This is a genomic window from Micromonospora sp. NBC_01739, from assembly GCF_035920385.1.
Lineage (GTDB): Bacteria > Actinomycetota > Actinomycetes > Mycobacteriales > Micromonosporaceae > Micromonospora.
Genome location: NZ_CP109151.1, coordinates 635985 through 651920, shown reverse-complemented (window position 1 = coordinate 651920; position 15936 = coordinate 635985). Strand labels below are relative to the sequence as shown.

The 15936-nt window shown below is 71.6% G+C and carries 16 protein-coding genes; 8 read left to right on the top strand and 8 right to left on the bottom strand.

The genetic code is table 11. The features are described from left to right. Positions 1–39: 39 nt before the first annotated feature. Positions 40–1347: a cytochrome P450 gene (locus OIE53_RS02950; protein ID WP_327025014.1), complete on the bottom strand. Its 1308-nt coding sequence runs from the start codon at positions 1345–1347 to the stop codon at positions 40–42. Between the two features lie 529 nt (positions 1348–1876). On the opposite strand from OIE53_RS02950, the gene OIE53_RS02945 reads away from it, so the two are divergent. Further along, the gene (locus tag OIE53_RS02945) at positions 1877–2125 is read left to right on the top strand and encodes a DUF2630 family protein (protein ID WP_327025013.1); all 249 of its coding nucleotides are present in this window, start codon (positions 1877–1879) and stop codon (positions 2123–2125) included. A 79-nt stretch (positions 2126–2204) separates the two neighbouring features. On the opposite strand, the gene OIE53_RS02940 is transcribed toward OIE53_RS02945, so the two are convergent. Both OIE53_RS02940 and OIE53_RS02935 read right to left on the bottom strand, forming a co-directional pair. Continuing rightward, positions 2205–3143, bottom strand: coding sequence for an RIO1 family regulatory kinase/ATPase domain-containing protein (locus OIE53_RS02940; protein WP_327025012.1), 939 nt, complete (start codon positions 3141–3143; stop codon positions 2205–2207). A 168-nt stretch (positions 3144–3311) separates the two neighbouring features. After that, positions 3312–3956: an HAD family hydrolase gene (locus OIE53_RS02935; RefSeq protein WP_327025011.1), complete on the bottom strand. Its 645-nt coding sequence runs from the start codon at positions 3954–3956 to the stop codon at positions 3312–3314. A gap of 147 nt (positions 3957–4103) precedes the next feature. Here OIE53_RS02935 and OIE53_RS02930 point away from each other — a divergent pair, with 147 nt between their 5' ends. The 6 genes from OIE53_RS02930 to mug all read left to right on the top strand — a co-directional run bounded on the left by OIE53_RS02930 (position 4104) and on the right by mug (position 8436). Then, positions 4104–4676 carry a TetR/AcrR family transcriptional regulator gene (locus tag OIE53_RS02930; RefSeq protein ID WP_327025010.1) on the top strand — a complete coding sequence of 191 codons (573 nt, stop codon included), beginning with the start codon at positions 4104–4106 and terminating at the stop codon, positions 4674–4676. A gap of 91 nt (positions 4677–4767) precedes the next feature. Then, complete coding sequence (locus OIE53_RS02925) at positions 4768–5688, top strand: TIGR04222 domain-containing membrane protein (protein WP_327025009.1); 921 nt, start codon at positions 4768–4770, stop codon at positions 5686–5688. After that, complete coding sequence (locus tag OIE53_RS02920; protein WP_327025008.1) at positions 5685–6503, top strand: DUF692 domain-containing protein; 819 nt, start codon at positions 5685–5687, stop codon at positions 6501–6503. Before OIE53_RS02925 ends, OIE53_RS02920 begins: the two co-directional genes overlap by 4 nt. Then, positions 6500–6997: a hypothetical protein gene (locus OIE53_RS02915; protein WP_327025007.1), complete on the top strand. Its 498-nt coding sequence runs from the start codon at positions 6500–6502 to the stop codon at positions 6995–6997. Before OIE53_RS02920 ends, OIE53_RS02915 begins: the two co-directional genes overlap by 4 nt. A 72-nt stretch (positions 6998–7069) precedes the next feature. Continuing rightward, a complete protein-coding gene (locus OIE53_RS02910) occupies positions 7070–7831 on the top strand; it encodes an SDR family oxidoreductase (RefSeq protein ID WP_327025006.1) in 762 nt (253 codons plus the stop codon). Further along, entirely contained in the window at positions 7828–8436 is a 609-nt protein-coding gene (mug, locus tag OIE53_RS02905; protein ID WP_393338204.1) for a G/U mismatch-specific DNA glycosylase, read from the top strand. The genes OIE53_RS02910 and mug overlap by 4 nt, the downstream gene beginning before the upstream one ends. 104 nt (positions 8437–8540) lie before the next feature. Here mug and OIE53_RS02900 read toward each other — a convergent pair whose 3' ends face one another. From OIE53_RS02900 to OIE53_RS02885, 4 genes are all read right to left on the bottom strand, one after another. Beyond that, positions 8541–10508, bottom strand: a complete 1968-nt coding sequence (locus OIE53_RS02900) for an ABC transporter ATP-binding protein (protein ID WP_327027044.1) — start codon at positions 10506–10508, stop codon at positions 8541–8543. 142 nt (positions 10509–10650) lie between these two features. Next, positions 10651–11418, bottom strand: coding sequence for an enoyl-CoA hydratase/isomerase family protein (locus tag OIE53_RS02895; RefSeq protein WP_327025005.1), 768 nt, complete (start codon positions 11416–11418; stop codon positions 10651–10653). A 46-nt stretch (positions 11419–11464) separates the two neighbouring features. Next, the gene (locus OIE53_RS02890) at positions 11465–11692 is read right to left on the bottom strand and encodes a helix-turn-helix domain-containing protein (RefSeq protein ID WP_007072022.1); all 228 of its coding nucleotides are present in this window, start codon (positions 11690–11692) and stop codon (positions 11465–11467) included. Between the two features lie 212 nt (positions 11693–11904). Continuing rightward, the gene (locus tag OIE53_RS02885; protein WP_327025003.1) at positions 11905–13509 is read right to left on the bottom strand and encodes an ABC-F family ATP-binding cassette domain-containing protein; all 1605 of its coding nucleotides are present in this window, start codon (positions 13507–13509) and stop codon (positions 11905–11907) included. A gap of 245 nt (positions 13510–13754) precedes the next feature. Between OIE53_RS02885 and ypfJ the strand changes: the two genes are divergently transcribed. After that, a complete protein-coding gene (gene ypfJ, locus OIE53_RS02880; RefSeq protein WP_327025002.1) occupies positions 13755–14660 on the top strand; it encodes a KPN_02809 family neutral zinc metallopeptidase in 906 nt (301 codons plus the stop codon). A gap of 548 nt (positions 14661–15208) precedes the next feature. Here ypfJ and OIE53_RS02875 read toward each other — a convergent pair. Beyond that, on the bottom strand, positions 15209–15856 hold the full coding sequence (locus OIE53_RS02875; protein ID WP_327025001.1) for an acVLRF1 family peptidyl-tRNA hydrolase: 648 nt from the start codon (positions 15854–15856) through the stop codon (positions 15209–15211). Between the last annotated feature and the right edge of the window lie 80 nt (positions 15857–15936).

The window sequence follows — 15936 nt, the reverse complement described above, 5'->3', positions numbered from 1 at the left end:
GGTCGCCGCCGGTTTCCGGCGGCGACTGGGTCACCAGACTCACGCCGCTACACCCGCCACGGGCCGCAGGGTGACCTCCACCCGGTCCCGGGGACGCAGCGCGGCGGCCACCTTGATCCCGGGTACGGCCGGGCGGCTCAACCGGAACCGGTACCGGCTGAGCAGGGTGGCGACGATCAGGGTCGCCTCCAGGTAGAACAGGTGCATCCCGATGCACTGGTGCGGACCCCCGCCGAACGGGAAGTGCGCGTACTTGGGCCGGCCGCGGACCAGTTCCGGCCGGAACCGGTCCGGATCGAAGACCTCGGGCCGGTCCCAGAACTGCGACATCCGCTGGGTGATCAACGGGCTGACCACCAGGGTGGAGCCGGCCGGGATGCGCACCCCGCCCAGGGTGTCCTCCTGCACCGCCATCCGGGGGAAGAGCCAGCCGATCGGATAGAGCCGGAGCAGTTCGTCGAGCACCCGCCGGGTGTAGCGCAGCTCGCGCAGGTGCTGCCCGCGTACCGGCTGGTCGCCGACCACCCGGTCGAGTTCCTCGTAGAGCCGGTCGGAGATCTCCGGGTCCTGTTCGAGGTGGGGCCAGAGCCAGGTGAGCACGCTGATGGTGGTCTCCGTGGTGGTGGCCACCATCGCCACGGTGTCGTTGCGCACCTGGCGTTCGTCCAACCGGCCGCCGTCCTCGGTGCGTCCCCGCCAGAGGGTGGAGATGATGTCGTCGGAGTCGGCCTCGGCGGTGTTTTGGGCGGCCCGGATGGTCGGCATCAGCAGGTCGTCGATGAGTTGCACGGAGCGGCGGAAGGTCCGGTCGCCGGGCATCGGCGCGGCCAGCGGCGCCCAGGGCACCAGGATCCGCGGCATCACCGACCAGGCGATGGCGTCCTGGGCCTCCATGATCTGCATGGCGTCCGACACCGAGATCTTGTCCGCGAAGAAGACCCGCATGATCGCCGAGCAGACCACCTGGGCCTGCACCTTGCCCATGTCCACCGACTGGCCGGAGCGGGCCGGTTCGGCCAGCTCGTCGATCGACTCCTCGATCGCCACGGCCAGGCGGTCGACCAGCCCGTCGATGCGCCGGGCGGTGAACAACGGCTGGAGAATCTGTCGACTGTTGGTCCAGTGTTCACCGTCGCTGAGAATGCCCTCGCCGAACAGCCGCTTGAGTGGCCGCCACTGGAGCCCGTCCCCTGCCCGGACATAGTTGTCGGCCCGCTCCCGCAGCACCCGCTGGAGGTGTTCGGGGTGGGTGACGAGGAACGGTCGGAAGGAGCCGAGGTTCAGCCGCACGACCTCGCCGCCGGACCGTTCGCCGCACTCCACCAGGGCGCGGGCCGGATCGCGCAACAGGCCCGGCAGTACGTGTCGCAGCGGTACCGACTCTGCGCGTCGGCTTTGGACATTTGTCGCGTGGTTGTTTCCCACTCGCACAGACTCCCCGGGGTGTGGGTTTACTCTTTGGAATGCCACGATTGCGAAGAGCATGACATCGCAGTGGTATCCCTCACTAGTCGCGTGTCGAGAAATCTTCATGGTCGACATTCCCGCTGTCCAGAACGGATTTCGCGTGGCTCGACGGCCTTCCGCCGCCGCGTTCCGGCGTCCCCGCCCACCCGAGGACCACCCCGTCCACCTGGCCACAGCGCGTTTGCCCAGCTCAAATGGGTCATCGACGAGACGACGGCACTGCCGGTATCCGTCAGCACACGGGCCGTCGATCGACGGATCAGATCGGATAGGGTGATCTACGTCATGTCCGGCATGGCATGGTCGGGATCCCCGCGCCTCGGGGTGCGGGCCGGTCCGGCCGGCGATCGAGCCACGCCGCCCGGGTGAATTCAGGCGGTGGGCCGTATCGCTGTGCCAGGCTCAGGGGATGGACGACAAGACCATCCTGGGCCGGATCTCCGAGCTGGTCGACGAGGAGCACCGGTTGCGCGCGGACGCGCAGGCCACCGAGGCGGGCACGGACGACACCACCCGGACCCGGCTGCGCGAGCTGGAGGAGTCCCTCGACCAGTGCTGGGATCTGCTACGCCGCCGCCGGGCCGCCCGGCAGGCGCACGGCGATCCGGAGGCGCAGAGCCCCCGACCGACCGAGGAGGTCGAACGCTACCTCCAGTAGCGGCACCCCGGCTCCGGGTGGCTTCCGTCCCACCACCCGGAGCCGGGGTTTCAGCGCAGGGGTCAGCGCGGCCGGGGGTTCAGCGCAGGCCCGCCTCGCGGGCCAGCGCCTCGGTGAGCACGACCGGGTCGGCCAGGCCCGCCGGCAGCCCCCGGGCCACGAACCAGGTGGCGACCACCCGGACGTCCCGGGCCAGGAAGTCGCGTCCCTGCGGGTTCGCCACCACATCCACCACCTGCGGCAGGTCGATCAGCACCAGCCGGTCGGCGTGCACCAGCAGGTTGTACGGCGACAGGTCGCCGTGGGCGTACCCGGCCCGGGCCAGCACCGTCAGGGCCTCGACCAGTTGCTCCCACAGCCCGCGTAGCTCGGCCGCGGCCGGCCGCAGTTCGGCCAGCCGGGGAGCGGCCCGGCCGGTGTCCGGGTCGCCGAGGAACTCCAGCATCAGCTCGGTCCCCCGCAACTGCACCGGATACGGCACCGCGATCGTCGCGTACCGCTGGTCGATCTCCCAGAGCCGGGCCAGCGCGGCGAACTCCGCCGCCGCCCACTGCCCGGCGATCATCTGTCGGCCGAAGGCCGTCCGGCCGGTCATCGCCCGCATCTCCCGGGACCGGCGGACCCGGCGGCCCTCCAGGTAGCCGGCGTCCCGGTGGAACAGCCGGTGCCGGGGATCGCGGTACCGCTTGGCCGCCAGCAGGCAGGAACGGTCGGTGTCCGGCACCGCCCGGCGGACCAGGTGGACGTCCGCCTCCTTGCCGGTCTTGAGCACCCCCAACTCGGTGTCCTTGGCGGCCAGATCGGTGACCAGCCAGGCCGGATGGGGTTGCGGGCCGTGCAGGGCGTCGTCCCAGGAGGACCAGACGGCACCGGTCTCCGGATCGGGTTCGTCGGCCGGTTCGGCCGGTACGGAGACGCGGGCCTGCCCGCGCTTCAGGAAGTACGGTTCGTCATCGTCGTCGAAGCGGCGTTTGCCGCGGGGGTGGCGCTCCCGCGCCGAGAAGTCGTGATCGCGCACTGCGCTTAAATCCCTTGGTCGAGGTGACTGGAGGCAGGAAGTGACCCGCGAATACGGTCATGACCGACCCCCTCTCCTCGACCGGGCGAGCGCCCGGATGCACGATGCGCAGACGATGTTTCGCGGTGCCCGCACCCCGCGTCAACCGCATTTCGGATCGGCTGGTCCTCAGGCCCCCATGACGGCGGCGACCGCGGCGATCACGGTGTCGACCGTGACGGTCGGGGCGAAGCGGGTGTCGCTCCAGCGTCGTCCCCGGTGCAGCCAGATGCTGGGCAGGCCGACGGCGGTCGCGCCACCGATGTCCGCCTCGGGGCCGTCACCGATCACCCAGGCACCGCGCAGTGGCATCCGGACCCGCTGGGCGGCCAGCGCGAAGATCCGGGGATTGGGCTTGCTGACCCCGGCCTCCTCCGAGATCACCCAGTCGGCGACGTACCGGTCCAGCCCGGTCCGCCGGATCTTGGCGTCCTGCTGGCGTACCGCTCCGTTGCTGACCACCACCGGCATCCAGCCGGCGCCGTCGGCGATGCGCAACGCGCAGGCGACCAGGGGATCGAGTCGGGTGAACTCGACGACCCCGTCGTGCAACTCCTCGACCAGGTCGATGGAGGGAATGCGCAGTCGGTAACGGTCCCGGATGGCGTCCGCGACATCCCACCGGTCGGTGAGGCCGTCGGCATCGATCGACAGCAGCCATTCGATGTCACCCGGCGGGGCCCCGATGCCGTCGAGGAAACGCTCTGCCCAGATGCGGAACGGCCCGGCCCGATCGAGCAGGGTGTTGTCCAGGTCCAGCAGGAGCAGTGGCACTCGGGAACCCTACGGTAATCGGGTACCCGACCGACAGGTCGCAATGTTACGGACTCGGGTCAGGACCGGGCGCCTTGCCGCCTCGACCAGGAAACCAAGCCGTACGTACGGTTTGCCTTCCCTCTGGTGGGCTGACACGATCGGACTGTGCCCAGAGTAAGTCAGGATCAGCTCGACGCCCGCCGGCAGGAGATTCTCGCCGCCGCACGGCCCTGCTTCGCCCGGCACGGCTACGAGGGCGCCACCGTCCGCCGGCTGGAGGAGGCGACCGGGCTGTCCCGGGGCGCCATCTTCCACCACTTCCGGGACAAGGACTCGCTGTTCCTCGCCGTGGCCGAGGACGACGCGGCGGCGATGGTGGCCACGGTCGCCCGGCACGGCCTGGTGCAGGTGATGCGGGACCTGCTGGCCCGGGCGGTCTCCCCGGACACCACCGGCTGGCTGGGCAGCCAACTGGAGGTCTCCCGCCGCCTGCGTACCGACCCGGCCTTCGCCAAGCGCTGGGCGCAACGGTCCGAGGCCATCGCCGAGGCCACCCGGGACCGTCTGGCACGCCAACGCGACGCCGGGGTGCTGCGCGACGACATTCCGATCGAGGTGCTGGCCCGCTTCCTCGAACTCGCCTACGACGGGCTGGTGCTGCACCTGGCCATGGGGCGACCGGCCGGTGACCTGGGCCCGGTGCTCGACATGGTCGAGGAGGCGGTACGCCGCCGGTAACGACGGGGTAACTGCGCATCGGCACCCATCGACCACTGGCACCGCCGCCGCACAATGAAGCGCGTTCCCCCTCGCCCGACAGGAGCCGGCCATGATGGCGCCCACCGCAGAGTTCGACACCTGGGGTGTTCCCAGTCGCACCTTCCTGATCCTCTACCTGCTGGCCACTGTCGTACTGGTCATCGGTGTACTGATCCACCGGCGGCGTACCCTGGCCGGCCGCTCCGCGCCCTCCGCCGATCAGCTCACCCCTGAGCAGGTCGCGTACCTCAACGACGGGCCCGACCGGGCGATCTGGTCCTCGGTCAGCAGCCTGCGCAGCCACCGGGCGCTCGGGGTGCAGGACCGCGGCGCGCTCATCGCCGAAGGCCCGCTACCGGCGGGGGCCACTCCCCTCGACCGCGCGGTGCACTACGCGGCCAGCCAGCACGTCCCCGCCCGACAGTTGCGCTCTACCGAGTGGGTGAGCCGGGCCCTCGACGAGTTGCGCGACGGACTGGCCCGCCACGACCTGTTGGTCGGCTCGGACCGGCGGGCCAGGCTGCGCCTGGGAGCGCTGCTGCTGGCCGCACTGGTGGCGCTCGGGGTCGCCCGCATCGCCGCCGGCGTCGCCAACGACCGTCCGGTGTGGTACCTCGTGTTCATCGTCGGGCCGCTGGCGGTGTTGACCATGATCCTGTTCTTCCGGGTGCCCCGCCAGACCCGGGCGGCCAAGATGGCCCTGCTCGGCCTCCGGCACCGAAACCGCCACCTCGCACCCGCCTCGAAACCGGCGTACACCGTCTACGGCTCGACCGGAGTGGCGATGGCGGTAGCCCTCTACGGCACCGGCTCCCTCTGGCTGATGGACCCGACCTTCGCCCAACAGGCCGACATCCAACGCCAGGCGATGGCGACCGGGGGCGGCAGTACGGCGGGGGGTTGCGGTGGTGGCGGTTGCGGGGGCGGAAGCGGAAGCAGTGACAGCGGAGGCGGTGGCGGCGGCTGTGGTGGCGGCGGGTGTGGCGGATGACCGGTCCGCAGGGGGTGGGCATCGGCTGGCGGCCCGAAATCGCCGGGTTCGTCGCCGAGCTGCCCGGCCTACGGTTCGTCGAGGTGATCGCCGAGTCGGTGCCCACCGCCGGGCCGCCACCTGAGGCCCTGGTCGAGTTGCGAGAGCGCGGGGTGACGGTCGTACCGCACGGGGTGCGGCTCTCCCTCGGCGGGGCCGAGCCGGTCGAGCCGGCCCGGGTGGCCCACCTGGCGGCGGTCGCCGAACTGCTGGCCGCGCCGCTGGTCAGCGAGCACATCGCCTTCGTCCGGGCCGGCGGAATGGAGGCCGGGCACCTGCTTCCGCTGCCGCGCACCCGGGAGGCGGTCGACGCGGTCTGCGCCAATGTCGCGCGGGCCCAGGCCGAACTGCCGGTGCCGATCGCCCTGGAGCCGATCGCGGCGCTGTTCGACTGGCCGGACGACGAACTGGACGAGGCGGCCTTCCTCAGCGAGATCCTGGCCCGTACGGACGCGCTGCTGCTGCTCGACATCGCCAACGTGCACGCCAACGCCCGCAACCGGGGCACCGACCCGCTGGCCCTGCTGGATCGGCTGCCCCTGGAACGGGTGGCGTACCTGCACGTGGCCGGCGGTGCGGAGCAGGGTGGCTTCTACCACGACACGCACACCGATCCGGTGCCCCCGCCGGTGCTGGAACTGCTAGCCGAGTTGTGCGCGCGACGCCGTCCACCGGCGGTGTTGCTGGAACGCGACGGGCACTACCCGCCCGCCGCCGAACTCCGCGCCGAACTGGACGCCGTGGCCGCCGCCACCGGCTTTCCCCTGGTGACATGAGCGCTCCTCCGGTCGACGGCACGGACCTCACCGGCGAGCTACCGACTCCGGCCACCGGGTCGCTGGCGGCACGGCAGGCGGAACTCGTCGCGGCCCTGGTGGCCGGTGGGCCCCCACCGCCGGGCTTCGCACCGGCCCCGCTGGCCGCCGCCCGAGCCGCCTTGCTGCGCAAACGCGCCGGGGAGGTGGCACGCCACTGGCCCCTGCTGGCCGCAGGGCTGGGCCCGCGATGGCCGGCCGCCTTCGTCGAGTGGGCGGCGGACCGGCCGAACCTCGGTGGTCTACGCGACGGCTGGGAACTGGCCCGCGCGTTGCACACCCGCCATGCCCTGCCGGCGCTCGGGGCCGAGGAACTGGCCGCCCGGGAGGCCACCCACCGCTACGACGGCACGACCGCCCCCCGCCACCGCCGGTGGCCCGCCATCGGCCGGGCCGACCGGGCCGTCGCGGTGCAGCTGGCCGGCCGGGTACGCCTGCTCCGCTCGGCCCGGTAGCAGCATCGACGCCCGGCCGGGCGACCCAACCCCGGATGCTTGCCGGGGACCCGCTGCGGCAGGATCGGCGGTATGGATCTGGGATTGACCGACCGGGTGTACGTGCTCACCGGCGCCTCCCGCGGCCTCGGCTACGCCACCGCGCAGTGCCTGGTCGCCGACGGTGCCCGGGTGGTGATCTCGGCCCGGCGTGCCGACGAGGTGGCCGCGGCGACCGCCGCCCTGGGCGGGCCGGACCGGGCGGTCGGCATCACCGCCGATCTGGCCGACCCGACCACCCCCGGCCGGCTGGTGGAGGCCGCGCACCAGCACTTCGGCCGGCTGGACGGGGCCCTGGTGTCGGTGGGCGGGCCCACCCCGGGCAGCGCCGCCTCCATCGAGGACGACCAGTGGCGACACGCCTTCGAGACGGTCTTTCTGGGCAGCGTACGGATGGTGCGGACGGTGGCCGCCGCGCTGCCCGAGGGGGGTGCGATCGCTCTGGTGCTCTCCACCTCGGCCCGGGGGCCGGTGCCCGGCCTGGGCATCTCCAACGGCCTGCGACCCGGCCTGGCCGGGGTGGCCAAGGATGTCGCCGACGAGTACGGCCCGCGTGGGGTACGGGTGGTCGGCCTGCTGCCGGGGCGCATCCTCACCGACCGCAACCGGGAACTCTTCGCCGCCAGTGGCGACCCGGAGCGGGCCCGCGCCGAAGCGGAGGCCGGCATCCCGCTGCGGCGCATCGGCGACCCGGTCGAGTTCGGGCGGGTCGCCGCCTTCGTGCTCTCCCCCGCGGCCAGCTACCTCACCGGGATCACCCTCCCGGTCGACGGCGGCGCGCTGCGCGGCCTGTGACCGTCGAACCGCCCGCCGAGGGGGTCACCGAGCCGGGTGCGGCGGTGGCCCCCCGCCCGAATCCGCGCCCCAGCCGGGAGGAACTGGCCGCGGCCGTGGACAAGACCCTGCCGGATGTCATCCGCCCCGGCCTGGAGGTGCTGTTCGTCGGCATCAACCCGGGGCTGTGGTCGGCGGCCACCGGTTGGCACTTCGCCCGCCCGGGCAACCGGTTCTGGCCGGCCCTGCACCGCAGCGGGTTCACCCCCCGCCTGCTGCACCCCAGCGAGCAGGACACCCTGCCCGCACTGGGGCTGGGCATCACCAACATCGTCGCCCGGGCCAGCGCCCGGGCCGACGAGCTGACCGCAGCCGAACTGGTGGCCGGGGCCCGGGAGTTGACCGAGAAGGTGGCCCGGTACCGGCCCCGCTGGGTGGCCGTGGTCGGGGTGACCGCCTACCGGGTGGGGTTCGCCCGACCCAGGGCGACCTTCGGTCGGCAGCCCGAGCCGCTGGCCGACGCCCGGCTCTGGGTGTTGCCCAACCCTAGCGGCCTGAACGCCCACTACACCCCGCAGACCCTGGCCGCCGCCTTCGCCGCCCTCCGCGAAGCGGCCACCGAGTAACCCGCCGGGCCGGTAGCCCGGCGGATCCGCTGGCGGCGGCCGACGGACAGCCAGGCGGGGCTCGGTTGGCGGCGGGCGATCGGGGTGGTAGCCCGCCGGGGTGGTCAGTTGGCGGCGGCGGGCGGCAGGGCTTCGTCGGCCAGGTACTCGCGGGTGGGGATGACGACCGGCTCCGGGTGGGCGGCATCGGCGTACGGGCTGGGCGAGTCGGCCAGCGCGAACTGGGTGCGGTACAGCTCGGCGTAGAGGCCGCCGACCGCGACCAGTTCCTCGTGCCGGCCCCGCTCGACGATCCGCCCCCCGTCCAGAACCAGGATCTGGTCCGCGTCGCGGACGGTGGAGAGCCGGTGGGCGATCACCAGGGCGGTGCGTCCGGTCAGCGCCACCGACAGCGCCCGCTGCACGGCCGCCTCGCTCTCGGAGTCCAGGTGGGCGGTGGCCTCGTCGAGGATGACGATCGAGGGTGCCTTGAGCAGCAGCCGGGCGATGGCGATGCGCTGCTTCTCCCCGCCGGAGAAGCGGTAGCCCCGCTCCCCCACCGTGGTGTCCAGCCCGTCGGGCAGGGACCGGACCAGGTCGGCCACCTGGGCGCCGGCCAGGGCGGCCCACAGTTCCTCGTCGGTGGCGTCGGGCTTGGCGTACCGCAGGTTCTCCGCGATGGTCTCGTGGAACAGGTGGGAATCCTGGGTGACCACGCCGATCTCGTCGCGCAGGGAGGGCAGGGTGGCGTCCCGCACGTCCACCCCACCGACCAGCACCTGCCCGTCGGTGACGTCGTAGATGCGGGAGATCAGCATGGACAGGGTGGACTTGCCGGCACCGGAGGGGCCGACCAGGGCCACCATCTGGCCCGGCTCGACCGTGAACGAGACGCCCTTGAGCACCGGGTCGTTGATCGTCCGGTCCAGGGTGGCGACCTCCTCCAGGGAGGCCAGCGAGATCTCCGCCGCGCTCGGGTAGCGGAACCGCACGTCGCGGAACTCCACCTTGCCCGCGCCCTTGGGCACCGGCACCGCGTCGGGTCGTTCGGTGATCGCCGGCTTCAGGTCGAGCACCTCGAAGACCCGGTCGAAGGAGACCAGGGCGCTCATCACGTCAACCCGGACGTTGCTCAGCGCGGTCAGCGGACCGTAGAGCCGGGTGAGCAGCAGCGCGAGGGTGACCACCGTGCCGGCGCTGACGTCACCCCGGACCGCCAGCCAGCCACCCAGGCCGTAGGTGAGCGCCTGGGCCAACGAGGCCACCAGCATCATCGCCACGAAGAAGGTCCGGGAGTACATCGCCGACTGGATGCCGATGTCGCGTACCCGCTCGGCGCGGCGGGCGAACCGGTCGGCCTCGGCCTCCGGCCGGCCGAACAGCTTGACCAGCAGTGCGCCCGACACCCCGAACCGCTCGGTCATGGTGGCGTTCATCTTGGCGTCCAGGTTGTACGACTCGCGGGTGATCTCGGCCAGCCGCCGCCCGACCCGGCGGGCGGGGATGATGAACACCGGCAGCAGCACCAGCGACAGCGCGGTGATCTGCCAGGACAGGGTGAACATCACCGCGGCGGTGAGCAGCAACTGGATCACGTTGCTGACCACCCCGGACAGGGTCGAGGTGAAGGCCCGCTGGGCGCCCAGCACGTCGTTGTTGAGCCGGCTGACCAGGGCACCGGTCTGGGTGCGGGTGAAGAACTGCAGCGGCATCCGCTGCACGTGGTCGTAGACCCGGGTACGCAGGTCCAGGATGATGCCCTCGCCGATGCGCGCCGAATACCACCGTTGGGCCAGCGAGAGCAACGCGTCGGCGACGGCCAGCCCGGCGATGAACAGGGCCAGCCGGATCACCACGGACCCACCCTCGGGGCCGCCCCGGGTGATGGCGTCGATCACGTCACCGGCCAGCAGCGGGGTGGCCACCCCGATCACCGCTGCGACGATCACCGTCAGCAGGAACACGATGATGTCGCGGCGGTAGGGCTGGGCGAACGCGACGATCCGCCGGGCCACCCCCCGCTTGAGGCGGTGGGTGGAGATCTCGTCGCGACTGCGCATCGACCGGAGCATGCCCCAACCGCCGCTGGCCATGTGGTTGGACAAGCGTCACCTCCGGGTCGTCACTGGCGATCGAATCGTCAGTCGATCTGCCGTCGGGTCAATTCTCCCGATGCCTACGACAACCTCGTAAGTAACCCGGTACTTCCCGATCGGTCCTTACTATTCTCGCCGACTATTCGCCGCGCCCGGTGAGATCACGCAACCGTCGGGTCTGCGCCTCCCGCTCGGCCCGCTGCTGCTCGGCGTGGCTTCGGCCGCCCGCCCCGGCGAGCAGGGCCTTGATCTCCACGACCGCGTTACGGTCGTTGGCGAGCAGGCCCGCGGCGAGGTCGCGTACCGCGCCGTCAAGCTCGTCGTTGGGCACCACCAGGGTGGCCAGGCCGATACGGTCCGCCTCGGCGGCGTCCATCCGCCGGCCGGTGGCGCAGATCTCCAGCGCCCGGCTGTAGCCGACCAACTCGACCAGGCGTTTGGTGCCGGCCAGGTCCGGCACCAGCCCGATGGTCGCCTCGGCCATGGACAGCTTGGCGTCCGTGGCCAGTACCCGCAGGTCGCAGGCGAGGGCCAGCTGGAAGCCGGCACCGATGGCGTGCCCCTGCACGGCGGCGATGGAGATGATGTCCGGCCGGTGCAGCCAGGTGAAAGCGGCCTGGTAACCGGCGATCTGGTCGGCGCACTCCGACTCCGGCAGGGCGGCCAGCTCGGCGAAGGAGTCCGGGCCGGAGGCGCCGGCTGTCGACAGGTCCAGTCCCGCCGAGAACGCCCGCCCCTCCCCACGGAGGATCACGACGCGTACATCGCCGGGCAGGACCCGGGAGAATTCGCTCATCGCGCGCCACATCGCCGGGGTCTGCGCGTTGAGCACGTCGGGCCGGCACAGGGTGACTGTGGCCACCGGCCCGTCGCATTCCAGCCGGACCCCGGTCGCCTCGGCGGTCACCGGGCGGCCCGGGTCACGGCGATGGTGGGCGCCGTGGACCGGCGCGTCACGCCTTCTTCCGGCGCCGAGCGCCGCCGCGCTGCCGCAGCTGCACCCCGGACTCGGTGAGTACCCGGTGGATGAATCCGTAGGAACGGCCGGTTGAGGCCGCGAGAGCACGAATGCTCTCTCCCCCGGTGTACCGCTTGACGAGGTCCTTGGCGAGCGTCTGACGCTCGGCTCCGACGATCCGGCGACCCTTCTCAGTGCTGGTGGCTGTGCCCGTGGCTGCCATGCTGTGTCCTCACGTCCCAGACTGTGCGGTTCGGATACGGTCCCACCTATTAGACCGTCTCGAACGATCATGCGCCAGATATCAACTATTCGCCAACCGACACGCTATGCAATGTCAGCTTCCCGATAGGTGACGCCAGCCAGGGCAGCACCAGCTCACCCGCCCCTCGGCCGCGAACTCCGACGATCACCTGCCGCAGTGATCCAGTTACGCTACGCCAGTTCGACGAGTTCCAGGAGGTCGTCGCTCCAGGCGTCCTCGTCGCCGTCCGGCAGCAGGATGGCGCGGTCCGGCTTGAGCGCCAGCACGGCGCCCGGGTCGTGGGTGACCAGGACGATCGCGCCGGGATAGCGGGCGATGGCGTCGAGGACCTGTTCCCGGCTGACCGGGTCCAGGTTGTTGGTCGGCTCGTCGAGCAGCAGCACGTTGGCGCCGGAGCAGACCAGGGTGGCCAGGGCCAGTCGGGTCTTCTCCCCGCCGGAGAGCACCCCGGCGGGCTTGTCCACGTCCTCGCCGGAGAAGAGGAAGGCCCCGAGGATCTTGCGCAGCTCGGTGTCGGTCTGCTCGATCGACGCGGCCCGCATGTTCTCCAGTACGGTCCGGGTCACGTCCAGGGTCTCGTGCTCCTGGGCGTAGTAGCCCAGCCGCAGCCCGTGCCCGGGGTGCACCTCGCCGGTGTCCGGCTCCAGCAGACCCCCGAGCATCCGCAGCAGGGTCGTCTTGCCGGCGCCGTTGAGCCCGAGGATGGCCACCCGGGAACCCCGGTCCACCGCCACGTTGACGTCGGTGAAGATCTCCAGGGACCCGTACGACTTGGACAGGCCGGTCGCGGTCAGCGGGGTCTTGCCGCAGGGGGCCGGGGCGGGGAAGCGCACCTTGGCCACCTTGTCGGAGACGCGTACCTCCTCCAGGCCGGACATCAGCCGCTCGGCCCGGCGGGCCATGTTCTGCGCGGCGACGGTCTTGGTGGCCTTGGCCCGCATCTTGTCCGCCTGGGCCATCAGCGCCCCGGCCTTCTTCTCGGCGTTGGCCCGCTCCCGGCGGCGACGCCGCTCGTCGGTCTCCCGCGCCTCCAGGTACGCCTTCCAGCCCAGGTTGTAGACGTCGACCACGGACCGGGTGGCGTCGAGGAACCAGACCTTGTTGACGACCGATTCCAGCAGGTCACCATCGTGGGAGATGACCACCAGCCCGCCCTTGTGGTTGGCGAGGAAGCCGCGCAGCCAGGTGATCGAGTCGGCGTCGAGGTGGTTGGTGGGCTCGTCGAGCAGCAGGATCCCGCCACCGTTGTCACCGGCGTCACGGAACAGGATCCGGGCCAGCTCGATGCGGCGGCGCTGACCGCCGGAGAGGGTGCCGATGGTCTGTGCCAGGGCCCGGTCGGGCAACCCGAGGTTGGCGCAGATCCGGGCCGCCTCGGCCTCGGCGGCGTACCCACCCAGGGCGGCGAACTGGTCCTCCAGCGCGCCGTAGCGGCGGACCAGCTTCTCGTCGCCGCCGTCGGCGAGCTTGGCCTCCAGCTCCTGCATGCCGGCCATCAGGACGTCCAGGCCCCGCGCGGAGAGCACCCGGTCGCGGCCGGTGACCTCCAGATCGCCGGTACGCGGATCCTGCGGCAGATAGCCGACCGGGCTGCGCCGGTCGACCTGCCCGGCGTACGGCTGGCCCTCACCGGCCAGCACCTTCAGCGTGGTGGTCTTGCCGGCGCCGTTGCGGCCGACCAGGCCGATCCGGTCACCGGGCTGCACCCGCAGGGTGGTGTCGGACAGCAGGATCCGGGCGCCGGCGCGCAGTTCCAGGCCGCTGGCAGTGATCATGTCGGGGTACTCGCTCTCGGGATCCGAAGGGCTGACTCAGGGCACACGAAAGCGCCGGCGGATCTCGGTGACCCGTCGGCGCGGGGCGTTCAGCCTTCGCAGAGCAGCACGGCGACAAGTGTACCGGGCCCCGCTGGATGGGCACCGGGGATTATCAACCAAGATCGTCGGGTACCGGATCGCCCACCGGGGCCTGTCTCCGGCACCGCGACCATCAAACTGATCACCGACCGATCGGGGTCATCATGGAGCTGAACGAGAACGCCCGCATCGACACCAGCCAGATCGACGACCGGCGGGGCAGCGGAGGCGGAGGCGGAGGGATGGGCATCCCCCTCCCGACCGGCGGCGGGCGCGGCGGCATCGTCGGGATCGTCATCGCCGTCCTGGTGGCCCTGGTCGGCGGCGGTTTCGGCCTGAACGCGATGACCGGCGAGGAGGGCGACAACACCGCGCTGGAGCAGCGTTGCGAGGCCCCGGACGCGTTGGAGCACCTGGACTGCCGCAACAACCTGTACGTCAACTCGATCCAGGCGTACTGGCGTACCGCCCTGCCGGAGGCCTTCGGTGAGCAGTACCGGCCCACCCGTACGGTCTTCTTCGACCAGGCCGTCAACACCGCCTGCGGCTCGGCCGACTCCGGGGTCGGACCCTTCTACTGCCCGGCCGACTCCCTGGTCTACATCGACCTGAGCTTCTACGAGGTGCTGGCCGGGCAACTCGGCGCCACCGGCGAGTTCGCCCAGCCGTACGTGCTGGCCCACGAGTACGGCCACCACGTGCAGAACCTGCTCGGCACCAACGAGCAGGTCCGCCGCGCCCAGCAGCGCGACCCGGGAGCGGCCAACGAGCTGTCCGTACGGCTGGAGTTGCAGGCCGACTGTTTCGCGGGCGCCTGGGCCAAGAACGCCACCGGCACCGCCGACGAGCAGGGTCAGAAGATCTTCACCAGCATCACCGAGCGGGACATCGCCGAGGCCATCGACACCGCCGAGGCGATCGGCGACGACGCCATCTCCGAGCGGGCCAACCGGCCGGTGAACCCGGACGAGTTCACCCACGGCTCCTCGGCCGACCGCAAGCGCTGGTTCAACCGGGGCTACGAAAGCGGCGACCCGGCCACCTGCGACACCTTCAGCGGCGCGGTCTGACATCTGGGGTGGGGGTGTCGAACGGTGTCCGACACCCCCACTGAACCAGCTATGCGACGGCAGGAAGTGAGCCGAACTTCAGCCGACGAAGGTCTTCGACATAGACGAAGCTCTTGCCATCCGGTGACGAACTGGGATGGTACGCCTCCTCACCATCCGCCGCCGCAGACCGACGTGGGAGCAGCTTGATCCAGAACACGTTCCCCGGACAGCTGTGTCGACTGCTGCCGCCACACTGCCTGCCGTTGGATGCCTCTTCCCGCAGGAAGTACACCCACCCGTCGCTCGACCAGACCGGATCGGTAACCGTGACGTACACGATCGAGGGTGGCCACTGGCACCCGCCGGACACCGCGAGGATCAGCAGAGCCAACGGAGCAGCCAGGAAGGCCCGTCATTTCTCGATGCGCGTCTGCCGTAGCCGCCGTCCAGTTCGTGGCACGCCTCAACCCCCCGGTTCGATCATGGCAAGCCAGCCGTCACGGGTACACAGCGAGGCCACCCTCATCTTCCGCCGTTCCAGCAGAATCGCCGCCGTCGTTGTGCGGTCAGGCGGGGTCGCGGACGAGGATGCGGACTGCACGGGCGGCGGTAGCCGCGTCCTGGAGTACCGCGTATCGGGGCTCGGGAACGTCGAGCAGCCGCTCGGCGCGTAACGCGGCCAGCGGGGCCAGTCTGCGGTCGGCGAGGATCCCGTCCACCGTCCGCCGGTCACCGCCGACGACCAGGGCGGCCAGGCGGTCGGCCTCCGGCAGCAGCAGCCGCACCGCCAGATCCGCCGCCTCGGCCAGGGCCGCCTTCGCCTGGTTGTCCCGGCGGCGGGCGAACCGCTGCTGCGACCAGCCGCCGGCGGCGGTACGCCCCTGCACGTACCGGGTGTCCACCTTGTGCACCGGTAGCCGCTCCCCCTCGGCGATGCCGACCGCGACCGCGCTCTTGCGGGCCAGCAGCAAGCCGATCCGGCGGGACGCCACGGCCTGGGCGACGAAGGCCTCCAGGTCCTCGGTGGCGGGTGCTCCCGGTGGGGTGTGCAGTTCGGCGGTGGCGCCGTCCGGCGCCGACAGCAGCAGGCCGTACTCCTCGATTCCGATGGTCGGCTGGCCGTGTCGCTCGGCGAAGCCGGCGACCCAGCGCGCGACGCGGGCCGGGTCGACCTCGACCCACCGGCCACCTCCGGCGGCGGGTCGGCTGCTCATGCCTCGACCGTACGACACCGCGCGGCGGCCCCGGCAGGCGGGACGGCCTCGGCCGCTGAGGCACGCCGAACTCCGCGCCG